This is a genomic window from Sphingomonas sp., from assembly GCF_019635515.1.
Taxonomy (GTDB): domain Bacteria; phylum Pseudomonadota; class Alphaproteobacteria; order Sphingomonadales; family Sphingomonadaceae; genus Sphingomonas.
Window position 1 is genome coordinate 879266 of sequence record NZ_JAHBZI010000001.1, and the last position, 24510, is coordinate 903775.

The following is a 24510-nucleotide window of genomic DNA, read 5'->3' on the forward strand; positions in this document are numbered from 1 at the left end:
TTCGCGTTCCGGCCCCTCTCGTTTGATTCACGCCATTACTTGGCCTTGGCGGTCGCCGCCTTCTTGCCGCCCTTGCCCTTCGGCTTGGGCGCGGCGGGGGTGGTTTCGAACACCAGCGCGCCGTCCTTGAGCTTCACATTGACCTCGCCGCCATGGACCAGCTTGCCGAACAGCAGCTCCTCGGCGAGCGGCTGCTTGATCTTCTCCTGGATCAGCCGGCCCATCGGGCGCGCGCCATAGAGCTTGTCGTAGCCGCGCTCGGTGAGCCAGGCCTTGGACTCGTCGTCGAGCTGGATATGGACGTTGCGGTCCGCCAGCTGCAGCTCGAGCTGGAGGATGAACTTGTCCACGACCCGCGCGACGACGCTGGTCGGCAAATAGTCGAACGGCACGATCGCATCGAGGCGGTTGCGGAATTCGGGGGTGAAGAGCTTCTTCACCGCTTCCTCCTGCACGTCGTCGCGGCTGATCTCGCCGAAACCGATCGATTCGCGGGTCATGTCGCTCGCGCCGGCATTGGTCGTCATGATCAGGATGACGTTGCGGAAATCGACCGACTTGCCGTGCTGATCGGTGAGGCGGCCATTGTCCATCACCTGCAAGAGGATGTTGAACAGGTCTGGATGCGCCTTCTCGATCTCGTCGAGCAGCAGCACGCAATGCGGCTGCTGATCGACCGCGTCCGTCAAAAGCCCGCCCTGATCGAAGCCGACATAGCCGGGAGGCGCACCGATCAGCCGGCTGACCGAATGGCGCTCCATATATTCGGACATGTCAAAGCGCTGGAGCGGGATGCCGAGCAATTCGGCCAGCTGCTTCGCCACTTCGGTCTTGCCGACGCCGGTCGGGCCCGAGAACAGATAATTGCCGATCGGCTTCTCGGGGTCGCGCAGGCCCGCGCGGCTGAGCTTGATCGCCGAAGACAGAACTTCGATCGCCTTGTCCTGTCCGAACACGACGCGCTTCAGGTCCTGCTCGATATTGGCGAGCACCTTGGTATCGTCGCTCGACACGGTCTTTGGCGGGATGCGCGCCATCGTCGCGATGACGGCCTCGATCTCCTTGGCGGTGATCGTCTTCTTGCGCTTCGACGGCGGCACCAGCATCTGCATCGCACCGACCTCGTCGATCACGTCGATCGCCTTGTCGGGCAGCTTGCGGTCGTTGATGTAGCGCGCGCTCAGCTCCACTGCCGACTTGATCGCGTCGGGCGTGTACTTGACCGCGTGATGCTCCTCGAACGCCGTCCGCAGGCCGCTCAGGATCTTGATCGTATCCTCGACCGTCGGCTCGTTGACGTCGATCTTCTGGAAGCGCCGCAGCAGCGCGCGGTCCTTCTCGAAGTGATTGCGGAATTCCTTGTAGGTGGTCGATCCGATGCAGCGGATGCTGCCGCCGGACAGCGCCGGCTTGAGCAGGTTCGACGCGTCCATGGCCCCGCCGCTGGTCGCGCCCGCGCCGATCACGGTGTGGATCTCGTCGATGAACAGCACCGCGTGGGGAAGCTTCTCAAGCTCGGTGACGACCTGCTTGAGCCGCTCCTCGAAATCGCCGCGATAGCGCGTGCCGGCGAGCAGCGCGCCCATGTCGAGCGAATAGATCACGGCTTCCTTGAGCACCTCGGGCACTTCGCCTTCGACGATCTTGCGCGCCAGCCCCTCGGCGATCGCGGTCTTGCCGACGCCGGGATCGCCGACATAGAGCGGGTTGTTCTTCGAACGGCGGCACAGGATCTGGACAGTTCGGTCGACCTCGGGCCCGCGCCCGATCAGCGGATCGACCTTGCCGGCCTTGGCCTTCTCGTTGAGATCGACGGTGAACTGCTTGAGCGCGCTCTCATTCTTGCCGCTCTTGCTCTCGGACTTGGTCGCGGTCTTCTCTTCCTCGGCGCCCTTCGGCGTCGTGGTCTCGCTCGCGCCGGCGCCCTTGCCGACGCCGTGCGAAATGAAGCTGACCGCGTCGAGGCGGCTCATATCCTGCTGCTGGAGGAAATAGACCGCATAGCTCTCGCGTTCGCTGAACAAGGCGACCAGCACATTGGCGCCGGTCACTTCATCGCGCCCCGAGGACTGGACATGGAGGATCGCGCGCTGGACGACGCGCTGGAAGCCGCTGGTCGGCGAGGGATCGGTGGCGGCATCGACCTTCAGCGCCTCGAGCTCGGTATCGAGATAATGGGCGACGGTGCCGCGCAGATCGTCGAGCTCGACCCCGCACGCGCTCATCACCTTGCTGGCATGCTCGTCATCGACCAGCGCCAGCAGCAGATGCTCGAGCGTCGCATATTCGTGGCGGCGCGAGCTGGCGGCTTCGAGCGCCTTGTGCAGGGTGGATTCGAGCGCGGAGGCGAAACTAGGCATTCAGAGACACTCCAGTCGGGCCAGAAGGATACGCGGCCCGGTTTCCCACTATGTCGGGATGACGGACGCTCGCATCAAGCGTGGCGGCCCAGCACCGGAGTTTTCTGGCATCTGCCCGAGACTCCGGCGCAACGCTCATCGCTTGAATAGGGCGTCAGCGCTTGCGCGATGGTTAACGGCGCGTTGCATTTTTGCCTTTGTTCGCGCGATCTCGGCTTCGAGCAATTCGATGCGTTCGGCCAGTTCCTCGACCGAGAAGGGATCGAGATCCTGCTTCGCCAGCATGGCGGCGGCATCGTCCTTGCGGCGCGGAAGATTTTCGTCTGCGTCCATCCTGCGGAAACGTTGACCGGGCACGAGCCGATGTCAATAAACACCCGACCCTGCTTGGCCGAAAGCGACGAGCCGATGACCTTCCCGGATATGATGCGCGCGATCGATCCCGAAGCTCCGGGCGGACCCGAGGTGATGGCGCTTGTCGAGCGCCCGGTGCCGAAGCCGGGGCCGGGCGAGGTGCTGATCAAGGTCGCCGCCGCCGGGGTGAACCGCCCGGAAGTCATGCAGCGCAAGGGAATGTACCCGCCGCCGCCCGGCGCGCCGACCATTTTCGGGCTGGAACTGTCGGGCACCATCGTCGCGCTGGGTGAGGGCGTGAATGCCGAGATGCTAGGCCAGCCGGTATGCGCCCTGGTCAGCGGCGGCGCCCAGGCCGAATATGCCGTCGCCCCGATCGGCACCTGCCTGCCCGTGCCCGAGGCGCTGACCATGGTCGAGGCCGCGGCGATGCCCGAAACGCTGTTCACCGTGTGGACCAACGTCTTCGAGCGCGCCTACGCCAGCGAGGGCGACACGATCCTCATCCATGGCGGCACCTCGGGGATCGGCACGATGGCGATCGCGCTCTGCAAGCTGTTCGGTGTCGAGACCATCGTCACCGCCGGCTCCGACGACAAATGCGCCGCCGCCCGCGAACTCGGTGCGGACCATGCGATCAACTACAAGACCGAGGATTTCGTCGCGCGGGTGAAGCAAATCACCGGCGGCAAGGGTGTCGATATCGTCCTCGACATGGTCGGCGGCGATTATGTGCCCCGCAACATGCAGTGCCTCGCCGACGAGGGCCGCCACGTCTCGATCGCGGTGCAGGGCGGGCTACAGGCAACCATCCCGATCTTCGAGATCATGCGGCGTCGGCTGACGCTCACCGGCTCGACGCTCCGCCCACGCCCGGTCGAGTTCAAGGCGCTCGTCGCCGACGAACTTCACCGCACCGTCTGGCCGCTGGTCGCCGCCGGGCAGCTCAAGCCGGTGATCGACACCATATTCCCCCTCGCCGAAGCCGCCGAGGCGCACCGCCGCATGGAAGCCGGCGACCATGTCGGCAAGATCGTGTTGGTCGTCGGCGAGTGACCTCCCCATTCGTCATCCCCGCGAAAGCGGGGACCCCGCTTCTTTTCTTCTGATGGGCGGCTACATCTACATGATGTCGGATCGCTACCGCGGCGGCATCTACACGGGAGTGACCGCGCAACTCGCCGGGCGAATCGAGCAGCATAAAACCGGCAAAGGTTCGAGATTCGTCGCCCGATATGAATTCACCCGTCTCGTCTACATTGAGGTCTTCGAGGACATCTCCGATGCCATCGTCCGCGAGAAGCGCCTCAAGAAATGGAGGCGCGCGTGGAAGATCGAGCTGATAGAAGCGATGAATCCTGAATGGCGTGATTTGTCCGCCGAAATTCACGAGTAAATTGGAAGCGGGATCCCCGCGTTCGCGGGGAAGACGAAGAAGGTAGGGGGAAGCAATGCTGCGCAACATCGTCGCGGGGGTGCTGATCGTGGCGCTTCCGGTGATCCTGCTGATGTCCGACCGGCACTGGTTCCTGAGCGACCAGCATCGCGCGGTCGATCATGTCGCCGATATCCCGGCCGATGCGAAGGGCCCGATGGTCGCCAATCTCGAGCGCATCGTCAGCCATGAGGGCGTCCATGTCGTCCGCGAACCGACCAAGGCGGAATCGCTCTATCAGCTGCTGGTCCTTGCCGGTCGCGCCCCGCCGCCCCGCATCAGCGGCGAGCACGAGCCGCTGCGCTACGGCTATTCGGTCCGTGAATGGAGTTTCCTCGGCATGCCGTTCGGCTGGTACGAGGAGTTCGGTTATGTCGTGTACACCCGCAACCGCTGGGAACTGGTGATGGCGCCGTTCCTGCCGAGCTACGATGCCGAGCTTCACAGGGAAGTGGGCCGCGACCTCAAACAGGGCTTCTTTTTCCCGTTCTGGGCCCACAGCTGGGGCTGGCTATACGTCGCCCTGCTCGCCTTCTGGGGCTGCCTCTATCACCGCGGCATCGTCAAATGGCGCGAGGCCGAAGGCATCATCTGAGCTTATAAGTCCAGCGCCATGCCTTGTTGGACGCGCCGCGTCCGCCACGGCAAGCGCATGCCGATATAATGGGGGAAAGCCGGTGACCGCTCTCACGCTTCACGAATATGCCGCCTCGGGGAATTGCTACAAGATCCGGCTGACGGCGGCGCATGCCGGGATCAAGCTCGATCGGCGCGAATATGACATCATGGCCGGCGCGACGCGCACCGCGGAGTTCCTCGGCCAGGTCAACGCCAATGGCCGCATCCCGGTGTTGCAGGTCGGTCCCGATTTCCTGCCGGAAAGCAATGCCGCGGCCTTCTATATCGCCGACGGCACGCCGCTGATCCCGTCCGACCGCTTCGAGCGTGCCGATCTCCTGCGCTGGCTGTTCTGGGAGCAGTATAACCACGAGCCCAATATCGCGACGGTGCGCTTCTGGAAGGGCTGGATCGGCTTCGACAATCTCAACGAGGTCCAGCGCGCCAATCTCGCGTCCAAGCAGGCAGGCGGCGAGGCCGCGCTGGCGCTGATGGACGAGCATCTCCAGCGTCGCGACTGGTTCGTGATCGATCGGCTGACCCTCGCCGATATCGTGCTCTACGCCTATACCCATGTCGCCGAAGAGGGTGGTTTCAGCCTCCAGCCTTATCCCAATGTCCGCGCCTGGCTGGATCGCGTCGCCGCGCATCCCTGTCACATTCCTATAACCGCATGATGATCGGGCTGTAACAATCCGCCGCCATAGCGCTCCCAGGCAAGGGCGAGGGGGCGCGGCGCATGACCACGATCACCAGGCTGACGTTCGGCGCGGCGGGCATCGCCGATTTTCACGCATCGCATCCGGCAATTCCCGAAAAGCCGGTGCTCGAGCGGCGGCGCTACCGCACGATCTGGATCAGCGATATCCACCTCGGCACGCGCGGCTGCAACGCCGAACTGCTCATCGACTTTCTCGATCATGTCGATAGCGAGTGCATGTATCTGGTCGGCGACATCGTCGATGGCTGGGCGCTCAAGAAACGCTTCTACTGGCCGGTCTCGCACAACGACATCGTCTGGCGCGTGCTCAAGCGGGCCAGGCGCGGCACCCGGATCGTCTACATCCCCGGCAATCATGACGAGATGTTCCGCCAGTTCGCGGGCCTCGATTTCGGCGGGGTCGAGATCCGCCGCCAGGCGGTGCACGAAACCGCCGATGGCCGCCGCCTGCTCGTCCTTCATGGCGACGAGTTCGATGCGATCACGCTGTCGCACCGCTGGCTCGCCTATCTGGGCGATGCCGCCTATGAGACCAGCATGGTGCTCAGCCGCTGGGTGAACGCCGTCCGCCGGATGCTGGGTCTGCCCTTTTGGTCGCTCAGCAAATACGCCAAGCACAAGGTCAAGAACGCCGTCGCCTTTATCTCCCGGTTCGAGGAGATCGTCGCGCATGAGGCCGGATCGCGCGGTGTCGATGGCGTCATCGCCGGGCATATCCACACCGCCGAAATGAGGATGATCGACGGCGTCGAATACTATAACGACGGCGACTGGGTCGAAGGATGCACCGCCCTGGTCGAGCATTTCGACGGTCGAATGGAGATTTTGCACTGGGCGGAGGAGATGGCAGCGCGGGATCGGGAGAAGACGCCGGCTATGGAGCGGCAGGCGGCCTGACGGGCGTGCGTATCGCGATCGTCACCGATGCCTGGGATCCGCAGGTCAACGGTGTGGTCCGCACGATCCAGGCGGTGCGCAAGGAGCTTGAGAAGCACGGCCATATCGTCAAGGTCATCTCGCCCGATCTGTTCCGCTCGCTGCCGTGTCCGACCTATCCCGAGATCCGCCTGGCGCTGACCCGGGTCGCTACCGTCGGCCAGATGCTGGAGGACTTTGAGCCCGAGGCGATCCATCTCGCCACCGAAGGGCCGCTGTGCATCGCCGCGCGGCGCTGGTGCATGCGGAACGGATTGCCGTTCACCACCGCCTATCACACCCAGTTTCCCGATTATGTCTCGGCGCGCACCCGGCTCCCGGCCGAATGGTTCTGGAATTATATCCGCTGGTTCCACGCCCCGGCGCAGGCGATCCTCGCGGCCACGCCCTCGATCCGCCGCTCGCTTGAGGAGCATGGCCTCCACAAGCTCAAGCCATGGGGCAGGGGCGTCGACTTGAGCAACTTCCATGCCGGCGTCGAACCCGATCCGGCGATGCGCGAACTGTCCGGTCCGATCCAGCTCTATGTCGGCAGGGTCGCGGTAGAGAAGAATCTCGAAGCCTTCCTGCAAACCGGTCATCCCGGTACCAAGGTCATTGTCGGCGACGGCCCGGCCCGCGCGTCGCTCGAAGCCAGATATCCCGATGCGATGTTCCGCGGCGCGATGTTCGGCCCGGCGCTCGCCGCCGCCTATGCCGCCGCCGACGTTTTCGTCTTTCCTAGCCGCACCGACACGTTCGGGCTGGTGATGATCGAGGCACTGGCCTGCGGCACGCCCATCGCCGGCTATCCGGTGACCGGGCCGATCGACATCGTCACGCCCGAGACCGGCGCACTTTCCGAAGACCTTGAGACCGCCATCGCCGAAGCCCTGACCAGGGACCGCGCCGCCTGCGCTGCCTATGGCCGCACCTTTACCTGGGAGGCCAGCGCGGCGCAGTTCTTCGCGGGATTGTGTCCGCTGATATCGCGACGCGCTGCCTGAAACATCCTTCCCTGGCCTCCGCCGGGGAGCGCTAATAGTCGGCTTGATGGTGCGCTATCCGCTTGCCCTCCCGCCCATCCGCGACTAAGTCAGCCTCCGTTACCGGCCGCCCGTGATGGGCGGCCCTTTCTATTTCTGGAGACTGCTCGTGGCCCAGCCGCTGATGCCCCATGCGACCGCCAGCTGGCTGGTCGACAACACCGCGCTCTCGTTCGAGCAGATCGCCGAGTTCTGCGGCCTGCACATCCTCGAGGTGCAGGCGATCGCCGACGATACCGCCACCGCCAAGGTGATGGGCCGCGATCCCGTCCGCGCGCATGAGCTGACGATGGAAGAGATCGAGAAGGGCCAGGCCGATCCCGATTATTCGCTCAAGATGCTCAAGGGCCCCGAGCAGGTCCGCCGTACCAAGGGCCCGCGCTACACGCCGGTCTCGAAGCGCCAGGACAAGCCCGACGGCATCGCCTGGATTCTGCGCAACCACCCCGAAATCTCGGACGGCGCGATCGGCAAGCTGATCGGCACCACCCGCACGACGATCACCGCGATCCGTGACCGCAGCCATTGGAACATCGCCAATATCGTGCCCAAGGACCCGGTCACGCTCGGCCTCACCACCCAGCGCGAGCTCGACGCCCTCGTCGCCAAGGCCGCCAAGGCTGCCGGCATCGAGGCCCCGGTCGACAACCGCCTCGAGGGCGACCGCGAGGCGCTGATCGAGCAGCTCCGCGCCGAGCGCGTTGCCGCCGCGGCCGCTGCCGACGCGATCGAGAATGGCGAGCCCGCCGCCCCGGTCGAGCACACCGCCGAAAGCCTGTTCAAGAGCTAAGTCGTGGCGGGGTGACCGCCGTGACTAACATCATTAGTCTTCCGCAACGCCAAGGGGCGATTCGGGAGCCTGATGATGTGCGACGAACATACCGAAGCCGATAACGCCGCCTTTCTGAAAGGCGCGCTCTCGCGCCGCGCGTTCGGCGCCGCGACCGCCGCCGCCGGCGCGATGATCGTCCTGCCGCGCGCCGCCAACGCGATGGCGGTCAAGGGCCGCGACGTGACGATCAAGACTGCCGCCGGCACCTGCGACGCCTATTTCGTCGCGCCCGCCAGCGGCAAGCATCCGGCGGTGCTGGTCTGGCCCGATATCTTCGGCCTGCGTCCCGCCTTCCGTCAGATGGCCGACCGGCTGGCGGAATCGGGTTATGCGGTGCTGACGGTCAATCCCTTCTACCGCTCGCTGACCGCACCGGCGCTGGCGGCGAGCGGCGACCGCGACGCGATCTTCGGCAAGGCCGCCGAGGCCCGCAAGTTGCTGACGCCGGAAGCGGTGATCGTCGATGCGACCAGTTTCATCGCCTTCATCGACAAGCAGCCCGAAGTCGATCGGAAGCGCGGCATCGGCACCACCGGCTATTGCATGGGCGGCCCGCTGGTGATGCAGACCTGCGCCGCCGTCCCCGGACGCGTCCGCGCCGGCGGTACCTTCCATGGCGGCGGGCTTGCTGCCGATCCGTTCCTCGCGCTCGTGCCCAAGATGCAGGCCAGTTTCCTCATCGCCGTCGCCCAGAACGACGATGCCAAGGCGCCGGGCGACAAGGACAAGGTCCGCGCCGCGCTCGCTGCAGCCAATCGCCCGGCCGAGATAGAAGTCTATCCCGCGCAGCATGGCTGGTGCCCGCCCGATAGCCCGGTCTACGATCAGGCCCAGGCCGAAAAAGCATGGGGACGGTTGCTGGCGCTGCTCGGCAAGGCGCTTGCCTGACGCTTGCCGTCCGAGTTTCTGTTCGCTATTTGTTCCGATATTGAAACGAATCGAAGGAACGCGTCATGGCCGCCGATCTGGTCTTCTACACGAATCCGCAATCGCGTGGCCGCATCGCCCGCTGGATGCTCGAAGAGATCGGTGCGGCTTACGAGACGGTGGTGCTGGGCTATACCGACACCATGAAGCGGGCCGAATATCTCGCCGTCAATCCGATGGGGAAGGTTCCGGCGATCGTCCACAAGGGCAAGGTGGTGACCGAGGGGGCGGCGATCTGCGCCTATCTTGCCGATGCGTTTCCCGATGCCGGCCTCGCACCAACGGACGCCGAGCGCGCCGATTATTACCGCTGGCTGTTCTTCGCGGCCGGGCCGGTCGAGCAGGCGGTGACCAACAACCACGCCAAATTCATCCCCACGCCCGAGCAGGGCCGGATGTTCGGCTACGGAAACTATAACCAGACCGTCGATGTGCTGGAGCAGGCGGTACGGGCACACGACTATATCGCCGGCGACCGCTTCACTGCCGCCGACGTCTATGTCGGCTCGGCGATCGGCTGGGGCATGATATTCGGAACGCTGCCCAGGCGGGATGCCTTCACTGCATACTGGGATCGCCTGACCGTGCGCGATGCGTATAAGCGTGCGAACGAGCTGGACGACGCCGTCGTGGTGCCGACGCCGGCCTGACAGGGCGTTATCCGGGGGGAAATATGAGCGGTTTGAAGCGAATCGAGCGTGTCTTTGAGAATGGGCTGTTCGCCTCGCGCTGGCTGCTCGCGCCCTTTTATGTCGGGTTGATCGCTGCGATCGGTTTGCTCCTGATCGTCTTCGTCCGCGAATTCTTCCACGCCGTGCCGCAGATCTGGGTGATGAGCGTCGAGGAGGCTATCCTCAACGTGCTTACCCTGCTCGATCTGGCGCTGGCCGCGAACCTGATCCTCGTCGTCATCCTCGCCGGTTACGAGAGCTTCGTATCCAAGATCGATACCGAGGGGCATGAGGATCGCCCGGCCTGGATGGGGACGACCACCTTCTCCGGACTGAAGCTGAAGCTCTACGCCTCGATCGTCGCCATCTCGGGCATCCAACTGCTCAAGGCGTTCATGGGCGTCGGCGGCGAACCGGTGCCCAAGGAGGAATTGATGTGGATGACGATCATCCACTTCGCCTTCGTGGTGACCGCGGTGCTGTCGGCGCTGACAGATTATCTGTCGGCGCGGGGATCGAAGGGTTCGGCGAGTTGAGCCATTCGCGCCGGTAGTTCGGCCATCACCGCCGCGCGGGCCTCGGGGCTGGTTTCGCCCCACATCGCGATCTCGTCGATCGTGCGGCCGCAGCCTAGGCACCAGCCGGTCTCGCCGTCCATCACGCAGATATCGACGCACGGGGTTTCGATCACGGGCAGATATTCGATCACTTCTTCGCCCATTTTCCCAGCCACGCGGCCATTTGCGGCGGCGTCAGCAAGGCCGCCTCGCCCAGCCCGAGCACCTCGGCACGGTTGAGCAGCTTTCCACTGTGCGGGTCGATCACGAACAGCGCCGGCACCGCATCGAGCGAGATGCCGTAGCGCGCGGCGATATCCATATTGCGGTTGAAGCGGCCGACATCGACCGAGACCAGCTCGAAATGCCGCGCGATCCACGGCCGCATCTCGGGCAACTCGGTGACGCTGGCGAAGACGCGGCAATCGATGCACCAATTGGCGCCGAAATCGATGAGTAGCCGCTTGCCGGACTTGCGGGCCCGCGCCGTCGCGCCGGCGATGTCCGCATTCGCATCGGCCTCGGCATCATAGGGCGCGGCCAGCGGTTGCGGCAGTTGCGCCAGCGTCCGTACCGAGAGCCTTGGCGGCGCGACCTGTGCCAGCGCGGCGCCGGGCAATGCCAACGCCAGCAGCGCGGCTGCCGCGCGGATCATGCGCTCAGGGTGAAGTTCAGGAAATCAGGGAGCGGGCCGTTCCAGCCATCGTCCGGACCGTCATCCTCCGCCTCGCGGCGACGCGATTCGTCGCGGCGCGTATCGCCTCGCGGCGGGCGCGATTCGCGCTCCGGGCGCGGGGCGCGGGGCGCGCGTTCTTCCCGGGGCGCACGCTCCTCACGCGCCGGCCTGGTTTCGGACGCCGGCTTCTCCGCCCGGTCCGCCTTCGCCGCGGGCTTGCCGCGACCGCGCCCGCGTTTGGGCGCTTCCTCGCTTGGCGCGTCATCGCCAGCATCCGGAGCCTTGCCCCCGGGAACGGCGACGCGCTCGATCTTCTGGCCGGTCAGCTTCTCGATCTCGGCGATGTTCTCGGCGTCTTCGGGCGTGATCAGCGTATAGGCGGTGCCGGTGGCGCCCGCCCGCCCGGTGCGGCCGATGCGGTGGACATAATCGTCCGGGTGCCACGGCGCGTCGAAATTATAGACGTGACTCACGCCCTTGATGTCGAGCCCGCGCGCGGCGACGTCGGAGGCGACGAGGAGATTGATCTCGCCCTTCTTGAACTTGTCGAGCTCGGCCAGCCGCGCCGGCTGGTCCATGTCGCCATGGATCTCGCCCGAGCGGAAGCCGTATTTCTTGAGGCTCTTGTTGAGCTCGCGCACCGTCGTCTTGCGGTTGCAGAAGATGATGCCGGTCTGGACGTCGTCGGCCTCGAGCAGCGCCCGCAGCGCCTTGCGCTTCTCGAACGCGCTCGACGGCACGGGCACGAGCCGCTGGGCGATGTTGGTGTTGGTCGTCGCCGGCCGCGCGACTTCGATCTGTTTGGGATTGTCGAGGAACTTGTCAGCCAGCTTCTTGATCACCGGCGGCATCGTCGCCGAGAACAGCAGCGTCTGGCGCTGCTTGGGCAGCTTGGTGCAGATCGTCTCGATATCGGGGATAAACCCCATGTCGAGCATCCGGTCGGCCTCGTCGATCACCAGCAGATTGCAGCCGGTCAGCAGGATCTTGCCGCGCTCGAACAGGTCCATCAGCCGGCCCGGCGTCGCGATCAGCACATCGACGCCGCCCTGCAGCGCCTTGACCTGATCGCCCATCTGCACGCCGCCGATCAGCAGCGCCATCGATAGCTTGTGATTGACGCCATATTTGTCGAAATTCTCGGCGACCTGCGCCGCCAGCTCGCGGGTCGGCTCGAGGATCAGCGAGCGCGGCATCAGCGCGCGGGTGCGTCCTTCGCCGAGGATGTCGATCATCGGCAGCACGAACGCCGCGGTCTTGCCGGTGCCGGTCTGGGCGATGCCGATCAGGTCCCGGCCCATCAGCACGGACGGGATCGCCTGCTTCTGGATCGGTGTGGGCTCGCTATAGCCCGCATCGGTCACTGCGCGCAGGAGTTCGTCGGAAAGGCCGAGATCGGCAAAGCTCATGAATTTATCCGGAAAACGGGCATGGGAAGCCCATGCCGCTAAGCCTGCACGCGCTTGCGGATTTGCCCGGAAATGTCAAGGGAAACGGGGTCTGGTGCGCCTTACTTGACGGGCACGAGGCTGCGGAAGTTCTCGATGCTGCACGAACGGCCCGAGCGCGAGCGGAAGGAATCGCGGCCGGCGCAGATTTTCTCGTCCTTGGTCGGCTTGACGTAGAAGCCCGAATAGAAGCCGAGCGCTGGGCAATCGTCGCCCAGATTGACGCGCAGCAGCTTGCCGTCGTTGAGCAGCAGATCGATGCTGTTGGCGCGGTTGACCGAATAGCCGGCGATCTTGCTGATCTTGACGCAATCGTCGGCCTTCTTCTCCTTGAAGGCCATGGGGGCCGCCGATCGCATGACGATCGTTGCCGACATCGTCACCCGCGGGACATGCACGGTGATGTGCTGCTGCTGAAACAGCTCGGCCGCGCGCGTCCATTCGGGCGGCTCGGGCGAAGCGCCCGGCGCGGCGAGGAAAAGCAGCAGGGGAGCGGCGGCAAACGGCGTGTTCAGCATGTCGGCTATGGTTTCTACCGCAAATCCTTGAACAGTGGATGAACTAACCCTGTACATGCTACCTGCCGCCGCCATGAAGCCCGCGCAAGCCCAGCTCGTCGAGACCGTCCGCCAGCGCTTCGGCGACAAGGCGGTGACCACCGATGCCGACACGATCGCGCCCTGGCTCAGTGATTGGCGCGGGCGGTACCGCGGCGCGGCGCCGGCGATGCTGACGCCCGCCTCGCGTGACGAGGTCGCGGCGATGGTGGCGCTGGCGGCGGACGCGCGGGTCGCGCTGGTGCCGCAGGGCGGCAATAGCGGCATGGTCGGCGGCGCGACGCCCCCGGCGGACGGATCGGCGCTGCTGCTGTCGCTCCGCCGGATGAACCGCATTCGCGCGCTCAATCCCGAATCCAACCTCGCCATCGCCGAGGCGGGCGTGATCCTCGCCGATTTCCGAGAGGCCGCCGAGCGGGCCGGGCGCCGCTTCCCGCTCGATCTCGGCGCGCGCGGCAGCGCCACGATCGGCGGCCTGGTCTCGACCAATGCCGGCGGCACCCAGGTTCTCCGCTTCGGCAATATGCGGCAGCTCGTCGCCGGCGTGGAGGCGGTGTTGCCCGACGGATCGATCCATGACGGGCTCGCCCCGCTCAAGAAGGACAATCGCGGCTATGACCTTAACCAGCTGCTGATCGGCGCCGAGGGCACGCTCGGGATCGTCACCGCCGCGACGCTGCGGCTGGCGCCGGGCCTCGTCTCGCGTGCGGTCGCCTGGGTCGGGCTGGAGAGCCCGGCGAAGGCGCTGGCGCTGCTCCGCGCGATCGAGGCGAAGACCGATGCCGTCGAGAGCTTCGAGATCTTGCCGGGTCCGGTGCTCGATCTTGTCGTCGGTCACATCCCCGGCACCAGGGCTCCGCTCGAATCGCGTCATCCCTGGCACGTGCTGATCGAGGCGGTGTCGATCGATGCCGCCGCCGAACCGCCCGCGTCGCTGCTCGAACGACTGCTTGGTCCGGCGCTCGAAGCGGGACTGGCTGGCGACGCGGTGATCGCCGCCAGCGAAGCCCAGGCCGAGGCGTTCTGGAAGATCCGCCATTCGATTTCCGAATCGGAGCGCGCCGCCGGCCCCGCGGTCCAGCACGACATCTCGGTGCCGGTCGATGATATGCCGCGCTTCATGATCGAGGGCGCGGCGGAGGCCGAGCGGCGCTTTCCCGGCACCCGCGCCATCGCCTATGGCCATCTTGGCGACGGCAACGTTCATTTCCACGTTCGTGCCCCGCACGGCATGGATGCCGCCACCTTCCATGCGGGCGACGCGGCGGCGATCACCCGGCTGGTGCACGACATGGTCGTCGCGGCCGGCGGGTCGATCTCGGCCGAGCATGGTATCGGCCAGATGAAGCGTGCCGAACTGGAACGGCTGGGCCCGCCAGCCAGGATTGCGGCGCTGAGGGCGATCAAGGCGGCATTGGACCCGCGGGGGATTCTCAATCCGGGGAAGCTCGTGACGCTTGCGCCGGAAGCCGCCACGCCATAGACGCGCTAGCGCATTTCACAGCATTCGCAGATTTTTTCGAATTCGGTTTTCAGGAGAGTAAGATGGCCAGCGCGCCACAGCAGCAGCTTCCGTTGTTCTATAACCAGCTCGAACCGCTTTCGAGCCAGGTTCACGGCGATCTCAAGGTTCGCGTCCTCGACAAGGCGCCGTTCCTCGCCAAGCATCACGCCGTGCCGGTCACGGTCGAGGAATTCCCCCTCGTCCAGCGCTACATGCCGATCGTCTTCTCCGCCGGCGAGGATCCCGTTCCGCTCGCGTTGATGGGTCTCAACGAAGGCGTCAACGTCTTCATCGACGATGAAGGCAAGCTGATCGATCCGAACTTCTATGTTCCGGCCTATATCCGCCGCTATCCCTATCTGCTCGCCCGCCTGCGTCCCGACGCCGACGAGCTGTCGCTGTGCTTCGATCCGACCTCGGAGACGATCGGCAAGTTCGACGAGGGCCAGCCGCTGTTCGAGAATGGCGAGCCGAGCGCGGTGACCAAGGAAATCCTGGCGTTCAACGAGCAGTTCGAACAGGCCGGTCAGCGCACCGCGATGTTCATGAAGGACTTGCAGGAGCTCGACCTGCTGACCGACGGCGAGACCTCGATCCAGCCCGACGGCGCCGAGCAGCCTTTCGTGTATCGCGGCTTCCAGATGATCGACGAGAAGAAGCTCAACGAGCTGCGCGGCGACCAGCTTCGCAAGATCGTGCAGAACGGCATGTTGCCGCTCATCTATGCGCACCTGTTCTCGCTGCAGCTGATGCGCGACGTCTTCGCCGCGCAGGTTCGCCTCGGCAAGATGCCGCAGCCGCAGCTGGTTCCGCCGGCCGTCTGAGACGCCAGCAACCGCGCTGAACGATTGGAGCGCGGCGATCGCCCTTCGCGGGGGGTGATCGCCGCGCTCTTTTTTCGGGTCTTGCAATGTAGGATTCCGCCTGCTTGGCTGAAAACCCAGCGTGCCTCGGCTCTGAAATCGCTGGCCGAGATCATCCAAATCCGATGCCCATGGTCAGTGCGACCATTGGGACCATTCGCGCCGGATTGGCCTGCGCTCGACAGGTTTCCGAGGCGTTCATGCCTCCATCCCAGTGCCTCGCAACGGCTGGCCGCTGACTGGGCACGGTCTCCCGCAGCCCCTTGAACAATCTGACCTTTCACCTATATTTGTCCTGTACGACCTTGTGTTCCCCCTTTCGCGAGGTCGTGCGGCACACCTTCGGGTGTGTCTCCTCCCTGAACCTTGGCCACCTCGTGGGTAACCGCGGGGTGGTTTTTTTATGTGCTGCTTCCGCTACTCAGCGGCGAGCGCGGCGGGGAGGGCCTCGTCGGCCAGCGCGTCGATGATCGCGCGCAGCAGCTGCACCGCCGCCTTCAGCCCCGGCCCGGGCTGGTCGAACGCGGTGTCGAGATAGAGGCTGCGGTCGAACTCCAACTGGATCGCATGCACCCCGCGTCGGGGATCGCCATGCTTCTCCAGAATGTGACCGCCCGAATAGGGCGTGTTCGCGGCGCAGGCGATGCCATGGGCGCGGGCCACGCCCTCGATCCGCCCGGTGAAGCGCGCCGCCGCCGATTTGCCGAAGCGGTCGCCCAGCACCAGCCGGGGCGCCGAGGCCGGATCGCCCAAGGGCGGCATCGAATGCACGTCGAGCAGCACCGCCACGCCGAACCGGGCTCGTGCCGAAGCGAGCGCGGCGGCAACTGCGGCGTGGTAGGGCCGGTGATCCTCGCGGATCCGCGTCTCGACCTCGTCCGCCGACAAGCGCCGCGACCAGATATCGCCCGAACTGCCGACGCGGCGTGGTACCAGCCCCAGGCCGCTGCGCAACTTGGCCGATAGCGGCGGTCCGCCGGCGCGGGCGCCGTCGTCCAGCCGGGGGTCGCGCTCCTGCTCGCTGCGGTTGAGGTCGATCCAGGCGCGCGGGCGCTCGGCGACGAACAGCGTCTCGCATTCGCGCGCGCCCAGCGCGATGGCATCGGCGTGGCGGTCTTCCAGTCCGCGGATGCCCGCCAGCGGCACGCGCAACGCCGCGCGCAGCGGCAGCGGATAGTCGCGCCCGGCATGCGGCACCGACAGCACCACTGGGCTGATCGGTTCCTTGGAGCCATAGAGTGCGAACGGCGGGGTTGCGGTCACCCGTTCAGCCTAGGCACGCCGCGCCCGCGCGGCAATGCGTGGCTGGAAAATCTTAAGGGCTTTGAGCTATGTACCGGCTCGAATGATTGGGGTGGGGCAACGATGATCCGGATTCTGCTGGCCGAGGACGATCGCGTGATGCGGGAATATCTCACCCGCGCGCTCGAGCGGTCGGGCTATGCCGTCAGCGCGGTCGATCGCGGCACCGAGGCGCTGCCCCTGCTCGAAAATGAGCGGTTCGATCTGCTCCTCACCGATATCGTCATGCCGGAAATGGACGGCATTGAGCTGGCGCAAAAGGCCAGCGAACTGGCGCCCGACATGCGGGTGATGTTCATCACTGGCTTCGCGGCGGTCACGCTCAAGGCCGGAAAGCAGGTCCCGCAGGCGCGGATCCTCTCCAAACCCTTCCATCTGCGCGACCTGGTGCTGGAGGTCGATCGGCTGTTCGAAGCCGAGAATGCCAGCCTGAATTAAATCGCGTTTCGGGTGCTTGCGCGGGGGCACAACCCCCGCTAGAGGCGTCCGACCATTGAGGGCGTGTAGCTCAGTGGTAGAGCACTGTGTTGACATCGCAGGGGTCGCAAGTTCAATCCTTGCCACGCCCACCATTCAAAAAGCCCGCTGAGGCCCTTGGTCTCGCGGGCTTTTTATTGCCCGGCGAATAGCTCGCCAGTTGCCCGGTCCGAGCCGGGCTTGTGCTTTAAATCATGGATTTCGCGGGCGTGGGCAGGCCGAGCCCGCTGCAATAGCCGATAAGCGACGGATTGCTGTCCGGCATGGGGAAGAACGGGTCGGCGGTGCATTCGCCGATCAGGTCCAGCATCGGGCAGCCTGCGACATTCGTCCGATTATTATAGAGACGATGCCGATTTGGCTGCCACGTGATCGAGAGCGACGAATCCGCTACGAACAGGGTTCGCGTGCCGAGCTTCGGCGGCGTGACATCTATCAGATTCCCGGTCGGATCCTCCCATACGCTATGGCAGTTGCCGAGCACGCATTGTGGAAATTGCCATAGTGCCCAACCCAGTACGCGACGCCCGCCCGCCACGCTAACGCGATGGTTAGCGGATACGTGACAAAAATCGGGCGAATAGCCTGCGCCGACATCGACATAATCAAGGAATATCGGGTCCGGCAGACCCCAAAGGGCCAGGAACTGCAGAACGTCGGGGTCTGTCGGTTGTGGCAGAGTGAACAAGGTGAATCCTATCCGGGGCGCTTCTGGATTCTATACTCCACATCGCCCGTCAGCGCATCGTCGAGCGCCGCCGCGAGTGTTTCCAGCCGATGGTCCGAGCAGTACTGGGCGCTGGCCGACGCCCGGGCCGGTGATCTCGTCGCTATAGCGGGCGGTCAGCCCGACCCAGCAAGACACAATCCATCCCGATGCGGGAGCGTAACGACCGGCTCGCCTGTAGGTTCCCCGTTGCGCAATGCAGCATGCGCGACTAGAGGCCGGCTCGTGACAGGTTCCCCGCAAGGGGATCAAAAAGGGAATTCGGTCCGATGCCGAAGCTGCCCCCGCAACTGTGACCGGTTAGTTGCCGCGCCATCATGCCACTGAGCGAAAGTTCGGGAAGGCGGCGCGCCAGCGTTGACCCGGGAGCCAGGAGACCTGCCCGTCACGGTCGATTCCTTTGCGCGGGCGGGGTGCACCGGGCGAACGAGGGGCGAAATCCCTTGCGTGAGCGACACCGAACCGGGTCGCCTGCGCCACTTCAGGCAAACGGCCCAAGCAATGGGTGTCTTGTTATGAAGTTCAAATTCCTCCTCTGCGCCTCGGCGGCGCTGCTGCCGGCATTCCCCGCCTTCGCACAGACCGGCCCTGACGATGACGACACGATCGTCGTCACCGCCACCGGTATCGCCCAGCCGATCGATCAGGTCGGTCAGGCTGTCACCGTGCTCGATGCCGAGACGATCCGCACCCGCCAGGACGTCAGCGTTGCTGATCTGCTCGCGACCACGCCCGGCGTGCGCTTCAACCGCACCGGCACCACCGGCTCGGTCACCGGCATCTCGCTGCGCGGCGCCGAGACCAACCAGACCCTGGTTCTGGTCGATGGCGTCAAGGTCAACGATCCCAGCGCGATCGGCGACGGCTTCGATTTCGGCAACCTGCTGATCGGCAATATCAACCGGATCGAAGTGCTGCGCGGGTCGAACTCGGTGGCCTATGGCAGCCAGGCGATCGGCGGCGTCGTCAGCGTGACCACCGTCAACCCCACCGACGGGTTCGCGGCGAACGCCTCGGCCGATTACGGCTACAGCAACACGCTCAACGGCAAGGCGAACATCGCCGCCGGCAGCGGCATGGTCTCGGGCTCGGCGGGCATCGCCTATTTCGACACCGACGGTATCTCGTCGGCGGCGCGTTCGTTCGGCGCGACCGAGAAGGACGGCTATCGCAACCTCACCGCCAATGCGAAGCTCAAGGTCGCCTTCACCGACGCGGTCAGCCTCGATCTGCGCGGCTATTACATCGATGCCGATCTCGATCTCGATGCCTTTTTCGGTCCGCCCGCCGACACGCCCGACGTCAGCAAGTCGCAGCAATATGTCGGCTATGCCGGCCTCAACGCGGCGTTGTTCGGCGGCGTGCTCAGCAACCGGCTGGGCGTTACCTATTTCAAGCACGACCGCGACTATTATTTCGCGCCCAGCAACGCGCCGGATTATGGCTATTCGGGCAAGACGCTGCGCTTCGAATATCAGGGCGTGCTGCAGCCGGTCGAGCAGGCGAAGCTGATCTTCGGCTATGAGCATGAGCGCCCCGAATACACCTTCTTCGGCTTTGGCTCGACCAGCGCGGCCAAGGCGCGGCTCGACAGCTTCTACGGCCTTGCCGTGGTCCAGCCGGTCACCGGCCTGTCGGTCACCGGCGGCGTGCGCCATGACCAGCACAGCCAGTTCGGCGGTGCGACCACGTTCGGCGCCAACGCCAATTATTCGCCCAACCAGGGCGAGACCAACATCCGCTTCAGCTATGGCGAGGGTTTCAAGGCGCCGTCGCTCTATCAGCTCTATGACAGCTTCAGCGGCAATGCCGCGCTGCGCCCCGAGCGTTCGCAAAGCTATGATGTCGGCCTCGACCAGAATTTCGGGCGCCATGTCACCGCCGCGGTCACGCTGTTCACCCGTGATACCCGCAACCAGATCAACTACGACACCACCACCTTCACCTACGGCAATATCGATCGCACCCGGGCCAAGGGCGCCGAAGTGTCGCTGGCGCTGCGCCCGATCGACGCGCTGAGCTTCACCGCCGCCTATTCGTACATCGATGCGAAGGATCGTTCGCCCGGCTCGCTCAACTTCGGCAAGCGCCTCGCCCGCCGCGCCGAGGATGCGGTCAGCGTCTCGGTCGATTACGACTGGTCGTTCGGACTCAAGACCGGCGCGACCTTGACTCATGTCGGCGCCAGCTTCGACGATCCGGCGAACGCCCGGCGGCTTCAGGGCTATGTGCTGGCCGGCTTGCGGGCGTCGCTGCCGATCGGCGAGCATCTGGAGGTCTATGGCCGCGTCGATAACCTCTTCGATGAGCAATACAGCACCGCCTATGGCTTCGGCACCTATGGCCGCGCCGCCTATGCCGGCGTGCGGGTGAAGCTCGGCAAGTGAGGCTGACGATCCCGCCGCTGCTGATGCTCGCGCTGGCGGGCTGTGCCCCGGCAAACGCGCTGGGCGGCGGCGGGATCGTCTCCACCAATCCCTGCGCGGACGCGATGCTGGTCGAACTGGTCCCGGCTGGCCGCATCGCCGCGATCAGCCATTACTCGCAGGACCCGGCGGCGACTTCGATCCCGCTCGATATCGCCCGCCGCTTCCGCACCACCACCGGCACCGCCGAGGAGGTCGTGGCGATGCGGCCCGATCTGGTGATCGCCAGCAGCTTCACTTCGCCCGCCACCCGCGAAGCCTATCGCCGGGCCGGGCTGAAGACGCTCTACCTCGATTCCCCGGTCACCATCGAAGCCAGCAAGGCGCAGGTGACAGAGCTTGCCGCCGCGGTCGGTGCCGAGGGGCAGGGTAGGGCGATGAACGAGCGTATCGACCGCGCCGTCACCGCCGCCAACTGGAACGGTACGCAGATCCCGGCGCTGATCTGGATCGGCGGCAATCTCGTCTCGGGCGGCGGCAATCTGCTCGACGAGATGATGACCCGCGCCGGCTTCTCGGATCATGCCGCGCATTACGGCCTGCAATTCACCGGCAATCTGCCGATGGAGCGGATCATCGTCGATCCGCCTCGCGTGATGCTGGTCCCCGACGCGCCCGGCCGCATGGCCTCCTCGCGCGCCGCCCAGTTGCGCAGCCGCGCCCTGGCGCATCTCGGCGGCAAGGTGACCGAGGCGCGTTTCCCGCGCGATCTCGTCAATTGCGGTGGCCCGGTGATCGCCAAGGCGATGACGCGGCTTGCCGAAGTGCGGCGGAGCGTAGGGCGGTGAAGCGCCTGTCGCTCAACCTCGCGCTCGCGGCGCTGGTCGCGATCCTGTTTCTCGCCTCGCTGATGGCGGGCAAGGCGTGGGTGCCGTTTTCCGCCTGGTTCACCCATGATCCGCGCTGGTGGATCGTCGCCGAGCTCCGCCTGCCGCGCGCCATCCTCGGGGCCGGCATCGGCGCCGCGCTCGGCCTCACTGGCGCGGTGTTGCAGGGCTTCCTGCGCAACCCGCTCGCCGACCCTAGCGTGGTCGGCGTTTCCTCCTGCGCCGCCCTGGGCGCGGTCGCATCGATCGTCCTGCTCTCCGCCAGCGCGCCGCTGATCATCTTCGGCAGCGCCATGCTCGCCGCCGCCGGCGGGATGGCTTTGCTCGCCGGACTCGCCTGGCGGTCGCAAAGCGCGGTCGCCTTCATCCTCGTCGGCACCGTCCTCGCCAGCCTGGCGGGCGCGCTCACCGCCTTCCTGATCTCGATCGCGCCAAACCCCTATGCCACCGCCGAGATCATCGACTGGATCATGGGCTCGCTCACCGATCGCAGCTTCAGCGAGGTCCAGTTCGCGATGCCGTTCATCGCCCTTGGCTGCGCGGCGCTGCTGTTCACCGGCCGCGCCCTCGACGCGCTGACGCTCGGCGAGGATGCCGCCCGCTCGCTCGGCCTCAGCCTTCGGCGCACCCAGATGCTGATCGTCCTCGGGGCGGGGCTGGCGGTCGGCGCCAGCGTCGCGGTCACCGGGGTGGTCGGGTTTGTCGGCCTGATCGTGCCGCATCTGCTGCGTCCGTTGACCGGCGCGCGGCCTTCGGCGCTGCTGCTGCCTTCGGCGCTGGGCGGCGCGGTACTGGTGCTTGCGGCCGACAGCCTCGTCCGCCTCGGACCCGGCGCGACCGAGATCCGCCTCGGCGTCGCGATGGCACTGATCGGCACGCCCTTCTTCTTCGCGCTGCTGCTCAGGATGCGGAGGTCGGCATGGATCTGACCATCGACCGCCTTTCGCTCAGCCTCGGCAAGCGCCAGGTTCTCCACGATGTCAGCGCCGTGCTGCGCCCCGGCCGCGTCACCGCGATCCTCGGCGCCAACGGTTCGGGCAAGACCACTCTGGTCAAGGTGCTGGCGGGCCTGCTTCCGGGCGATCTCCGCCTCGGCGACCGGCGCATCGACGCCCTCGATCCCCGCGAGCGCGCCCGCGCCATCGGCTATCTCCCGCAGGACGGCGCGGTGCATTGGGACGTCACCGTCGAAAGCCTTGTCGCGCTCGGGCGCCTGCCGCACCGCGCGCCCTTTGCCGGACTCTCGCCAGCCGACGAAGAGGCCATCGCCCGGGCCCTTGCCGCCACCGAGACCGCCGAACTCGCCCACCGCCTCGTCGCCGAGCTATCCGGGGGCGAACGCGCCCGTGTCCTGCTCGCCCGCGTCCTCGCCGGCCAGCCTTCATGGCTCCTCGCCGATGAACCGCTCGCCAGTCTCGATCCCCAGCACCAGCTCGGCCTGCTCGATCGCCTCCGCGCGCTGGCGGGCGAGGGGATGGGCGTGGTCATCGTCCTCCACGACCTGATCCAGGCCGCCCGCGCCGCCGACGATGTCCTGCTGCTCCGCGAAGGCAGGGTCGTCGTCTTCGCCCCCGCCGCCGAAGCCCTTTCCCCCGAGCATCTCCGCGCCGCCTTCGGCGTCGAGGTGATGCAGGTTCGCGACGAAGCGGGACGCCTCCTTCCCGTGCCGATCGGCAGGAACCGCTGACAGAGCGGTTTCGCTGTGCCAAAGTAATTTAATTACAAACGCGAGTCGGCCATGCCGGCGCCGCGAGAGGAGAGCATTTTGCGTATCATCGACCATGTCATCTCTGGCGCGTCCGCCGGTTCCGCGGCCCGCACCGGCGACGTCTTCAATCCCAATACCGGACAGATCCAGGCGAAGGTGAATCTCGGCACCCAGGCCGATCTCGATCGCGCCGTCGCCGCCGCGCAGGCAGCCCAGCCCGCTTGGGCCGCGACCAACCCCCAGCGCCGCGCCCGTGTGATGTTCAATTTCAAGGCTTTGGTCGAAGCCAATATGGACGAGCTGGCGCATCTGCTGGCGTCCGAGCATGGCAAGGTCGTCGCCGATGCGAGGGGCGACGTGCAGCGCGGTCTCGACGTCGTCGAATTCGCCTGCGGCATCCCGCATCTGCTCAAGGGCGAATACACCCAGGGCGCCGGTCCCGGTATCGATGTCTATTCGATGCGCCAGCCGCTCGGCATCGGCGCCGGCATCACCCCGTTCAACTTCCCGGCGATGATCCCGCTGTGGATGAGCGCCGTCGCCATCACCTGCGGCAACGCCTTCATCCTCAAGCCCAGCGAGCGCGATCCCTCGGTGCCGGTGCGTCTCGCCGAACTGTTCCTCGAAGCCGGTCTGCCGGAAGGCATCTTCCAGGTCGTCCATGGCGACAAGGAAATGGTCGATGCGATCCTCGATCACCCGGCGATCAGCGCGGTCAGCTTCGTCGGTTCTTCGGACATCGCGCATTACGTCTATCGCCGCGGCGTCGATGCCGGAAAGCGCGTCCAGGCGATGGGCGGCGCCAAGAATCACGGCATCGTCATGCCCGATGCCGATCTCGATCAGGTCGTCGCCGATCTTTCGGGCGCCGCCTTCGGCTCGGCCGGTGAGCGCTGCATGGCGCTGCCGGTGGTCGTCCCCGTCGGCGACAAGACCGCCGATGCGCTCCGCGAACGCCTGATTCCGGCGATCGAAGCGCTCCGTGTCGGCGTCAGCACCGATGCCGAGGCGCATTACGGTCCGGTGGTCAACGCGGCGCACAAGCAACGCGTCGAAAACTGGATCCAGACCGGCGTCGATGAGGGTGCCGAACTCGTCGTCGACGGCCGCGGCTTCAAGTTGCAAGGCCATGAGGAAGGCTTCTTCATCGGACCGAGCCTGTTCGATCGCGTCACCACCGACATGGAAAGCTACAAGGAAGAGATTTTCGGCCCGGTCCTCCAGATCGTCCGCGCGCCGGATTTCGAGACCGCGCTGCGCCTCCCCAGCGAGCATCAGTACGGCAACGGCGTCGCGATCTTCACGCGCAACGGCCACGCCGCGCGCGAATTCGCCGCACGCGTCAATGTCGGCATGGTCGGCATCAACGTGCCGATCCCGGTACCGGTCGCCTATCACAGCTTCGGCGGCTGGAAGCGCTCGGCCTTCGGCGACACCAACCAGCACGGCATGGAAGGCGTCCGCTTCTGGACCAAGACCAAGACGATCACCCAACGCTGGCCCGATGGCGGCGCGAGTGGCGATTCGGCCTTTGTGATCCCGACGATGGGCTGACGCTC

Annotated in this window: 26 protein-coding genes, 1 tRNA gene and 1 riboswitch; of the genes, 19 read left to right on the forward strand and 8 right to left on the reverse strand. The window is 65.8% G+C overall.

Annotation, left to right across the window (positions count from 1 at the left end; all coding sequences use genetic code 11):
• Positions 1 to 35: 35 nt before the first annotated feature.
• Together clpA and KF730_RS04385 are read right to left on the reverse strand one after the other, a co-directional pair.
• The gene (gene clpA, locus KF730_RS04380) at positions 36 to 2360 is read right to left on the reverse strand and encodes an ATP-dependent Clp protease ATP-binding subunit ClpA (protein WP_294092520.1); all 2325 of its coding nucleotides are present in this window, start codon (positions 2358 to 2360) and stop codon (positions 36 to 38) included.
• A 135-nt stretch (positions 2361 to 2495) separates the two neighbouring features.
• Positions 2496 to 2693 carry a DUF1192 domain-containing protein gene (locus KF730_RS04385; RefSeq protein ID WP_294092521.1) on the reverse strand — a complete coding sequence of 66 codons (198 nt, stop codon included), beginning with the start codon at positions 2691 to 2693 and terminating at the stop codon, positions 2496 to 2498.
• A 75-nt stretch (positions 2694 to 2768) separates the two neighbouring features.
• Here KF730_RS04385 and KF730_RS04390 point away from each other — a divergent pair, with 75 nt between their 5' ends.
• From KF730_RS04390 to KF730_RS04435, 10 genes are all read left to right on the forward strand, one after another.
• Positions 2769 to 3770, forward strand: a complete 1002-nt coding sequence (locus KF730_RS04390) for an NAD(P)H-quinone oxidoreductase (RefSeq protein ID WP_294092522.1) — start codon at positions 2769 to 2771, stop codon at positions 3768 to 3770.
• Positions 3771 to 3822: 52 nt separating this feature from the next.
• Complete coding sequence (locus KF730_RS04395) at positions 3823 to 4110, forward strand: GIY-YIG nuclease family protein (RefSeq protein ID WP_294092523.1); 288 nt, start codon at positions 3823 to 3825, stop codon at positions 4108 to 4110.
• A 55-nt stretch (positions 4111 to 4165) separates the two neighbouring features.
• Positions 4166 to 4744, forward strand: coding sequence for a hypothetical protein (locus KF730_RS04400; protein ID WP_294092524.1), 579 nt, complete (start codon positions 4166 to 4168; stop codon positions 4742 to 4744).
• Between the two features lie 82 nt (positions 4745 to 4826).
• Positions 4827 to 5444, forward strand: coding sequence for a glutathione S-transferase family protein (locus KF730_RS04405; protein ID WP_294092526.1), 618 nt, complete (start codon positions 4827 to 4829; stop codon positions 5442 to 5444).
• 62 nt (positions 5445 to 5506) lie between these two features.
• On the forward strand, positions 5507 to 6385 hold the full coding sequence (locus KF730_RS04410) for a UDP-2,3-diacylglucosamine diphosphatase (protein ID WP_294092527.1): 879 nt from the start codon (positions 5507 to 5509) through the stop codon (positions 6383 to 6385).
• Positions 6386 to 6390: 5 nt separating this feature from the next.
• Positions 6391 to 7410 carry a glycosyltransferase family 1 protein gene (locus KF730_RS04415; RefSeq protein WP_294092528.1) on the forward strand — a complete coding sequence of 340 codons (1020 nt, stop codon included), beginning with the start codon at positions 6391 to 6393 and terminating at the stop codon, positions 7408 to 7410.
• A gap of 163 nt (positions 7411 to 7573) precedes the next feature.
• Positions 7574 to 8239 (forward strand): DUF1013 domain-containing protein, encoded by a 666-nt coding sequence (locus KF730_RS04420; RefSeq protein WP_294092529.1) that lies wholly within the window; start codon positions 7574 to 7576, stop codon positions 8237 to 8239.
• A 75-nt stretch (positions 8240 to 8314) separates the two neighbouring features.
• Positions 8315 to 9169, forward strand: coding sequence for a dienelactone hydrolase family protein (locus KF730_RS04425; protein ID WP_294092530.1), 855 nt, complete (start codon positions 8315 to 8317; stop codon positions 9167 to 9169).
• A gap of 65 nt (positions 9170 to 9234) precedes the next feature.
• Entirely contained in the window at positions 9235 to 9858 is a 624-nt protein-coding gene (locus tag KF730_RS04430; protein ID WP_294092531.1) for a glutathione S-transferase family protein, read from the forward strand.
• A gap of 23 nt (positions 9859 to 9881) precedes the next feature.
• Positions 9882 to 10415, forward strand: a complete 534-nt coding sequence (locus KF730_RS04435; RefSeq protein ID WP_294092532.1) for a TIGR00645 family protein — start codon at positions 9882 to 9884, stop codon at positions 10413 to 10415.
• Here KF730_RS04435 and KF730_RS04440 read toward each other — a convergent pair.
• From KF730_RS04440 to KF730_RS04455, 4 genes are all read right to left on the reverse strand, one after another.
• Positions 10376 to 10600 carry a DUF1289 domain-containing protein gene (locus KF730_RS04440; protein WP_294092533.1) on the reverse strand — a complete coding sequence of 75 codons (225 nt, stop codon included), beginning with the start codon at positions 10598 to 10600 and terminating at the stop codon, positions 10376 to 10378. The genes KF730_RS04435 and KF730_RS04440 overlap by 40 nt on opposite strands.
• Positions 10585 to 11091 carry a thioredoxin family protein gene (locus KF730_RS04445; protein WP_294092534.1) on the reverse strand — a complete coding sequence of 169 codons (507 nt, stop codon included), beginning with the start codon at positions 11089 to 11091 and terminating at the stop codon, positions 10585 to 10587. The genes KF730_RS04440 and KF730_RS04445 overlap by 16 nt, the downstream gene beginning before the upstream one ends.
• Entirely contained in the window at positions 11088 to 12521 is a 1434-nt protein-coding gene (locus KF730_RS04450; protein WP_294092535.1) for a DEAD/DEAH box helicase, read from the reverse strand. The genes KF730_RS04445 and KF730_RS04450 overlap by 4 nt, the downstream gene beginning before the upstream one ends.
• Before the next feature lie 101 nt (positions 12522 to 12622).
• Positions 12623 to 13078 (reverse strand): hypothetical protein, encoded by a 456-nt coding sequence (locus KF730_RS04455; protein ID WP_294092536.1) that lies wholly within the window; start codon positions 13076 to 13078, stop codon positions 12623 to 12625.
• Positions 13079 to 13151: 73 nt separating this feature from the next.
• On the opposite strand from KF730_RS04455, the gene KF730_RS04460 reads away from it, so the two are divergent.
• Together KF730_RS04460 and KF730_RS04465 are read left to right on the forward strand one after the other, a co-directional pair.
• On the forward strand, positions 13152 to 14600 hold the full coding sequence (locus KF730_RS04460) for an FAD-binding oxidoreductase (RefSeq protein WP_294092537.1): 1449 nt from the start codon (positions 13152 to 13154) through the stop codon (positions 14598 to 14600).
• Positions 14601 to 14662: 62 nt separating this feature from the next.
• Positions 14663 to 15445 carry a SapC family protein gene (locus KF730_RS04465; RefSeq protein ID WP_294092538.1) on the forward strand — a complete coding sequence of 261 codons (783 nt, stop codon included), beginning with the start codon at positions 14663 to 14665 and terminating at the stop codon, positions 15443 to 15445.
• 456 nt (positions 15446 to 15901) lie between these two features.
• Here KF730_RS04465 and KF730_RS04470 read toward each other — a convergent pair whose 3' ends face one another.
• Positions 15902 to 16747 carry an N-formylglutamate amidohydrolase gene (locus KF730_RS04470; RefSeq protein ID WP_294092539.1) on the reverse strand — a complete coding sequence of 282 codons (846 nt, stop codon included), beginning with the start codon at positions 16745 to 16747 and terminating at the stop codon, positions 15902 to 15904.
• Between the two features lie 102 nt (positions 16748 to 16849).
• On the opposite strand from KF730_RS04470, the gene cpdR reads away from it, so the two are divergent.
• Both cpdR and KF730_RS04480 read left to right on the forward strand, forming a co-directional pair.
• Positions 16850 to 17224: a cell cycle two-component system response regulator CpdR gene (gene cpdR, locus KF730_RS04475; protein WP_294092540.1), complete on the forward strand. Its 375-nt coding sequence runs from the start codon at positions 16850 to 16852 to the stop codon at positions 17222 to 17224.
• A 59-nt stretch (positions 17225 to 17283) separates the two neighbouring features.
• Positions 17284 to 17358 (forward strand) — tRNA-Val (locus KF730_RS04480).
• Between the two features lie 92 nt (positions 17359 to 17450).
• On the opposite strand, the gene KF730_RS04485 is transcribed toward KF730_RS04480, so the two are convergent.
• Positions 17451 to 17951, reverse strand: a complete 501-nt coding sequence (locus tag KF730_RS04485) for a hypothetical protein (RefSeq protein WP_294092541.1) — start codon at positions 17949 to 17951, stop codon at positions 17451 to 17453.
• Positions 17952 to 18203: 252 nt separating this feature from the next.
• Positions 18204 to 18391, forward strand: a riboswitch (cobalamin riboswitch).
• A gap of 114 nt (positions 18392 to 18505) precedes the next feature.
• Here KF730_RS04485 and KF730_RS04490 point away from each other — a divergent pair.
• The 5 genes from KF730_RS04490 (at position 18506) to KF730_RS04510 (ending at position 24505) form a co-directional block, all read left to right on the forward strand.
• On the forward strand, positions 18506 to 20377 hold the full coding sequence (locus KF730_RS04490; protein ID WP_294092542.1) for a TonB-dependent receptor: 1872 nt from the start codon (positions 18506 to 18508) through the stop codon (positions 20375 to 20377).
• The gene (locus KF730_RS04495) at positions 20374 to 21204 is read left to right on the forward strand and encodes an ABC transporter substrate-binding protein (RefSeq protein ID WP_294092543.1); all 831 of its coding nucleotides are present in this window, start codon (positions 20374 to 20376) and stop codon (positions 21202 to 21204) included. The genes KF730_RS04490 and KF730_RS04495 overlap by 4 nt, the downstream gene beginning before the upstream one ends.
• Entirely contained in the window at positions 21201 to 22172 is a 972-nt protein-coding gene (locus KF730_RS04500) for an iron ABC transporter permease (RefSeq protein ID WP_294092544.1), read from the forward strand. Before KF730_RS04495 ends, KF730_RS04500 begins: the two co-directional genes overlap by 4 nt.
• The gene (locus tag KF730_RS04505) at positions 22163 to 22930 is read left to right on the forward strand and encodes an ABC transporter ATP-binding protein (protein WP_294092545.1); all 768 of its coding nucleotides are present in this window, start codon (positions 22163 to 22165) and stop codon (positions 22928 to 22930) included. The genes KF730_RS04500 and KF730_RS04505 overlap by 10 nt, the downstream gene beginning before the upstream one ends.
• Positions 22931 to 23008: 78 nt before the next feature.
• Positions 23009 to 24505 (forward strand): CoA-acylating methylmalonate-semialdehyde dehydrogenase, encoded by a 1497-nt coding sequence (locus KF730_RS04510; RefSeq protein ID WP_294092546.1) that lies wholly within the window; start codon positions 23009 to 23011, stop codon positions 24503 to 24505.
• Positions 24506 to 24510 lie beyond the last annotated feature (5 nt).

Bases quoted from the DNA above. Each gene is read 5' to 3' on its own strand.
- KF730_RS04490 (WP_294092542.1), top strand. From the start codon at position 18,506: ATGAAGTTCAAATTCCTCCTCTGCGCCTCGGCGGCGCTGCTGCCGGCA.
- KF730_RS04440 (WP_294092533.1), bottom strand. From the start codon at position 10,600: ATGGGCGAAGAAGTGATCGAATATCTGCCCGTGATCGAAACCCCGTGC.
- KF730_RS04400 (WP_294092524.1), top strand. From the start codon at position 4,166: ATGCTGCGCAACATCGTCGCGGGGGTGCTGATCGTGGCGCTTCCGGTG.
- KF730_RS04395 (WP_294092523.1), top strand. From the start codon at position 3,823: ATGGGCGGCTACATCTACATGATGTCGGATCGCTACCGCGGCGGCATC.
- KF730_RS04430 (WP_294092531.1), top strand. From the start codon at position 9,235: ATGGCCGCCGATCTGGTCTTCTACACGAATCCGCAATCGCGTGGCCGC.
- KF730_RS04460 (WP_294092537.1), top strand. From the start codon at position 13,152: ATGAAGCCCGCGCAAGCCCAGCTCGTCGAGACCGTCCGCCAGCGCTTC.
- KF730_RS04410 (WP_294092527.1), top strand. From the start codon at position 5,507: ATGACCACGATCACCAGGCTGACGTTCGGCGCGGCGGGCATCGCCGAT.
- KF730_RS04450 (WP_294092535.1), bottom strand. From the start codon at position 12,521: ATGAGCTTTGCCGATCTCGGCCTTTCCGACGAACTCCTGCGCGCAGTG.
- KF730_RS04465 (WP_294092538.1), top strand. From the start codon at position 14,663: ATGGCCAGCGCGCCACAGCAGCAGCTTCCGTTGTTCTATAACCAGCTC.
- KF730_RS04435 (WP_294092532.1), top strand. From the start codon at position 9,882: ATGAGCGGTTTGAAGCGAATCGAGCGTGTCTTTGAGAATGGGCTGTTC.
- KF730_RS04445 (WP_294092534.1), bottom strand. From the start codon at position 11,091: ATGATCCGCGCGGCAGCCGCGCTGCTGGCGTTGGCATTGCCCGGCGCC.
- cpdR (WP_294092540.1), top strand. From the start codon at position 16,850: ATGATCCGGATTCTGCTGGCCGAGGACGATCGCGTGATGCGGGAATAT.
- KF730_RS04385 (WP_294092521.1), bottom strand. From the start codon at position 2,693: ATGGACGCAGACGAAAATCTTCCGCGCCGCAAGGACGATGCCGCCGCC.
- KF730_RS04505 (WP_294092545.1), top strand. From the start codon at position 22,163: ATGGATCTGACCATCGACCGCCTTTCGCTCAGCCTCGGCAAGCGCCAG.
- KF730_RS04390 (WP_294092522.1), top strand. From the start codon at position 2,769: ATGACCTTCCCGGATATGATGCGCGCGATCGATCCCGAAGCTCCGGGC.
- KF730_RS04455 (WP_294092536.1), bottom strand. From the start codon at position 13,078: ATGCTGAACACGCCGTTTGCCGCCGCTCCCCTGCTGCTTTTCCTCGCC.
- clpA (WP_294092520.1), bottom strand. From the start codon at position 2,360: ATGCCTAGTTTCGCCTCCGCGCTCGAATCCACCCTGCACAAGGCGCTC.
- KF730_RS04420 (WP_294092529.1), top strand. From the start codon at position 7,574: ATGCCCCATGCGACCGCCAGCTGGCTGGTCGACAACACCGCGCTCTCG.
- KF730_RS04425 (WP_294092530.1), top strand. From the start codon at position 8,315: ATGTGCGACGAACATACCGAAGCCGATAACGCCGCCTTTCTGAAAGGC.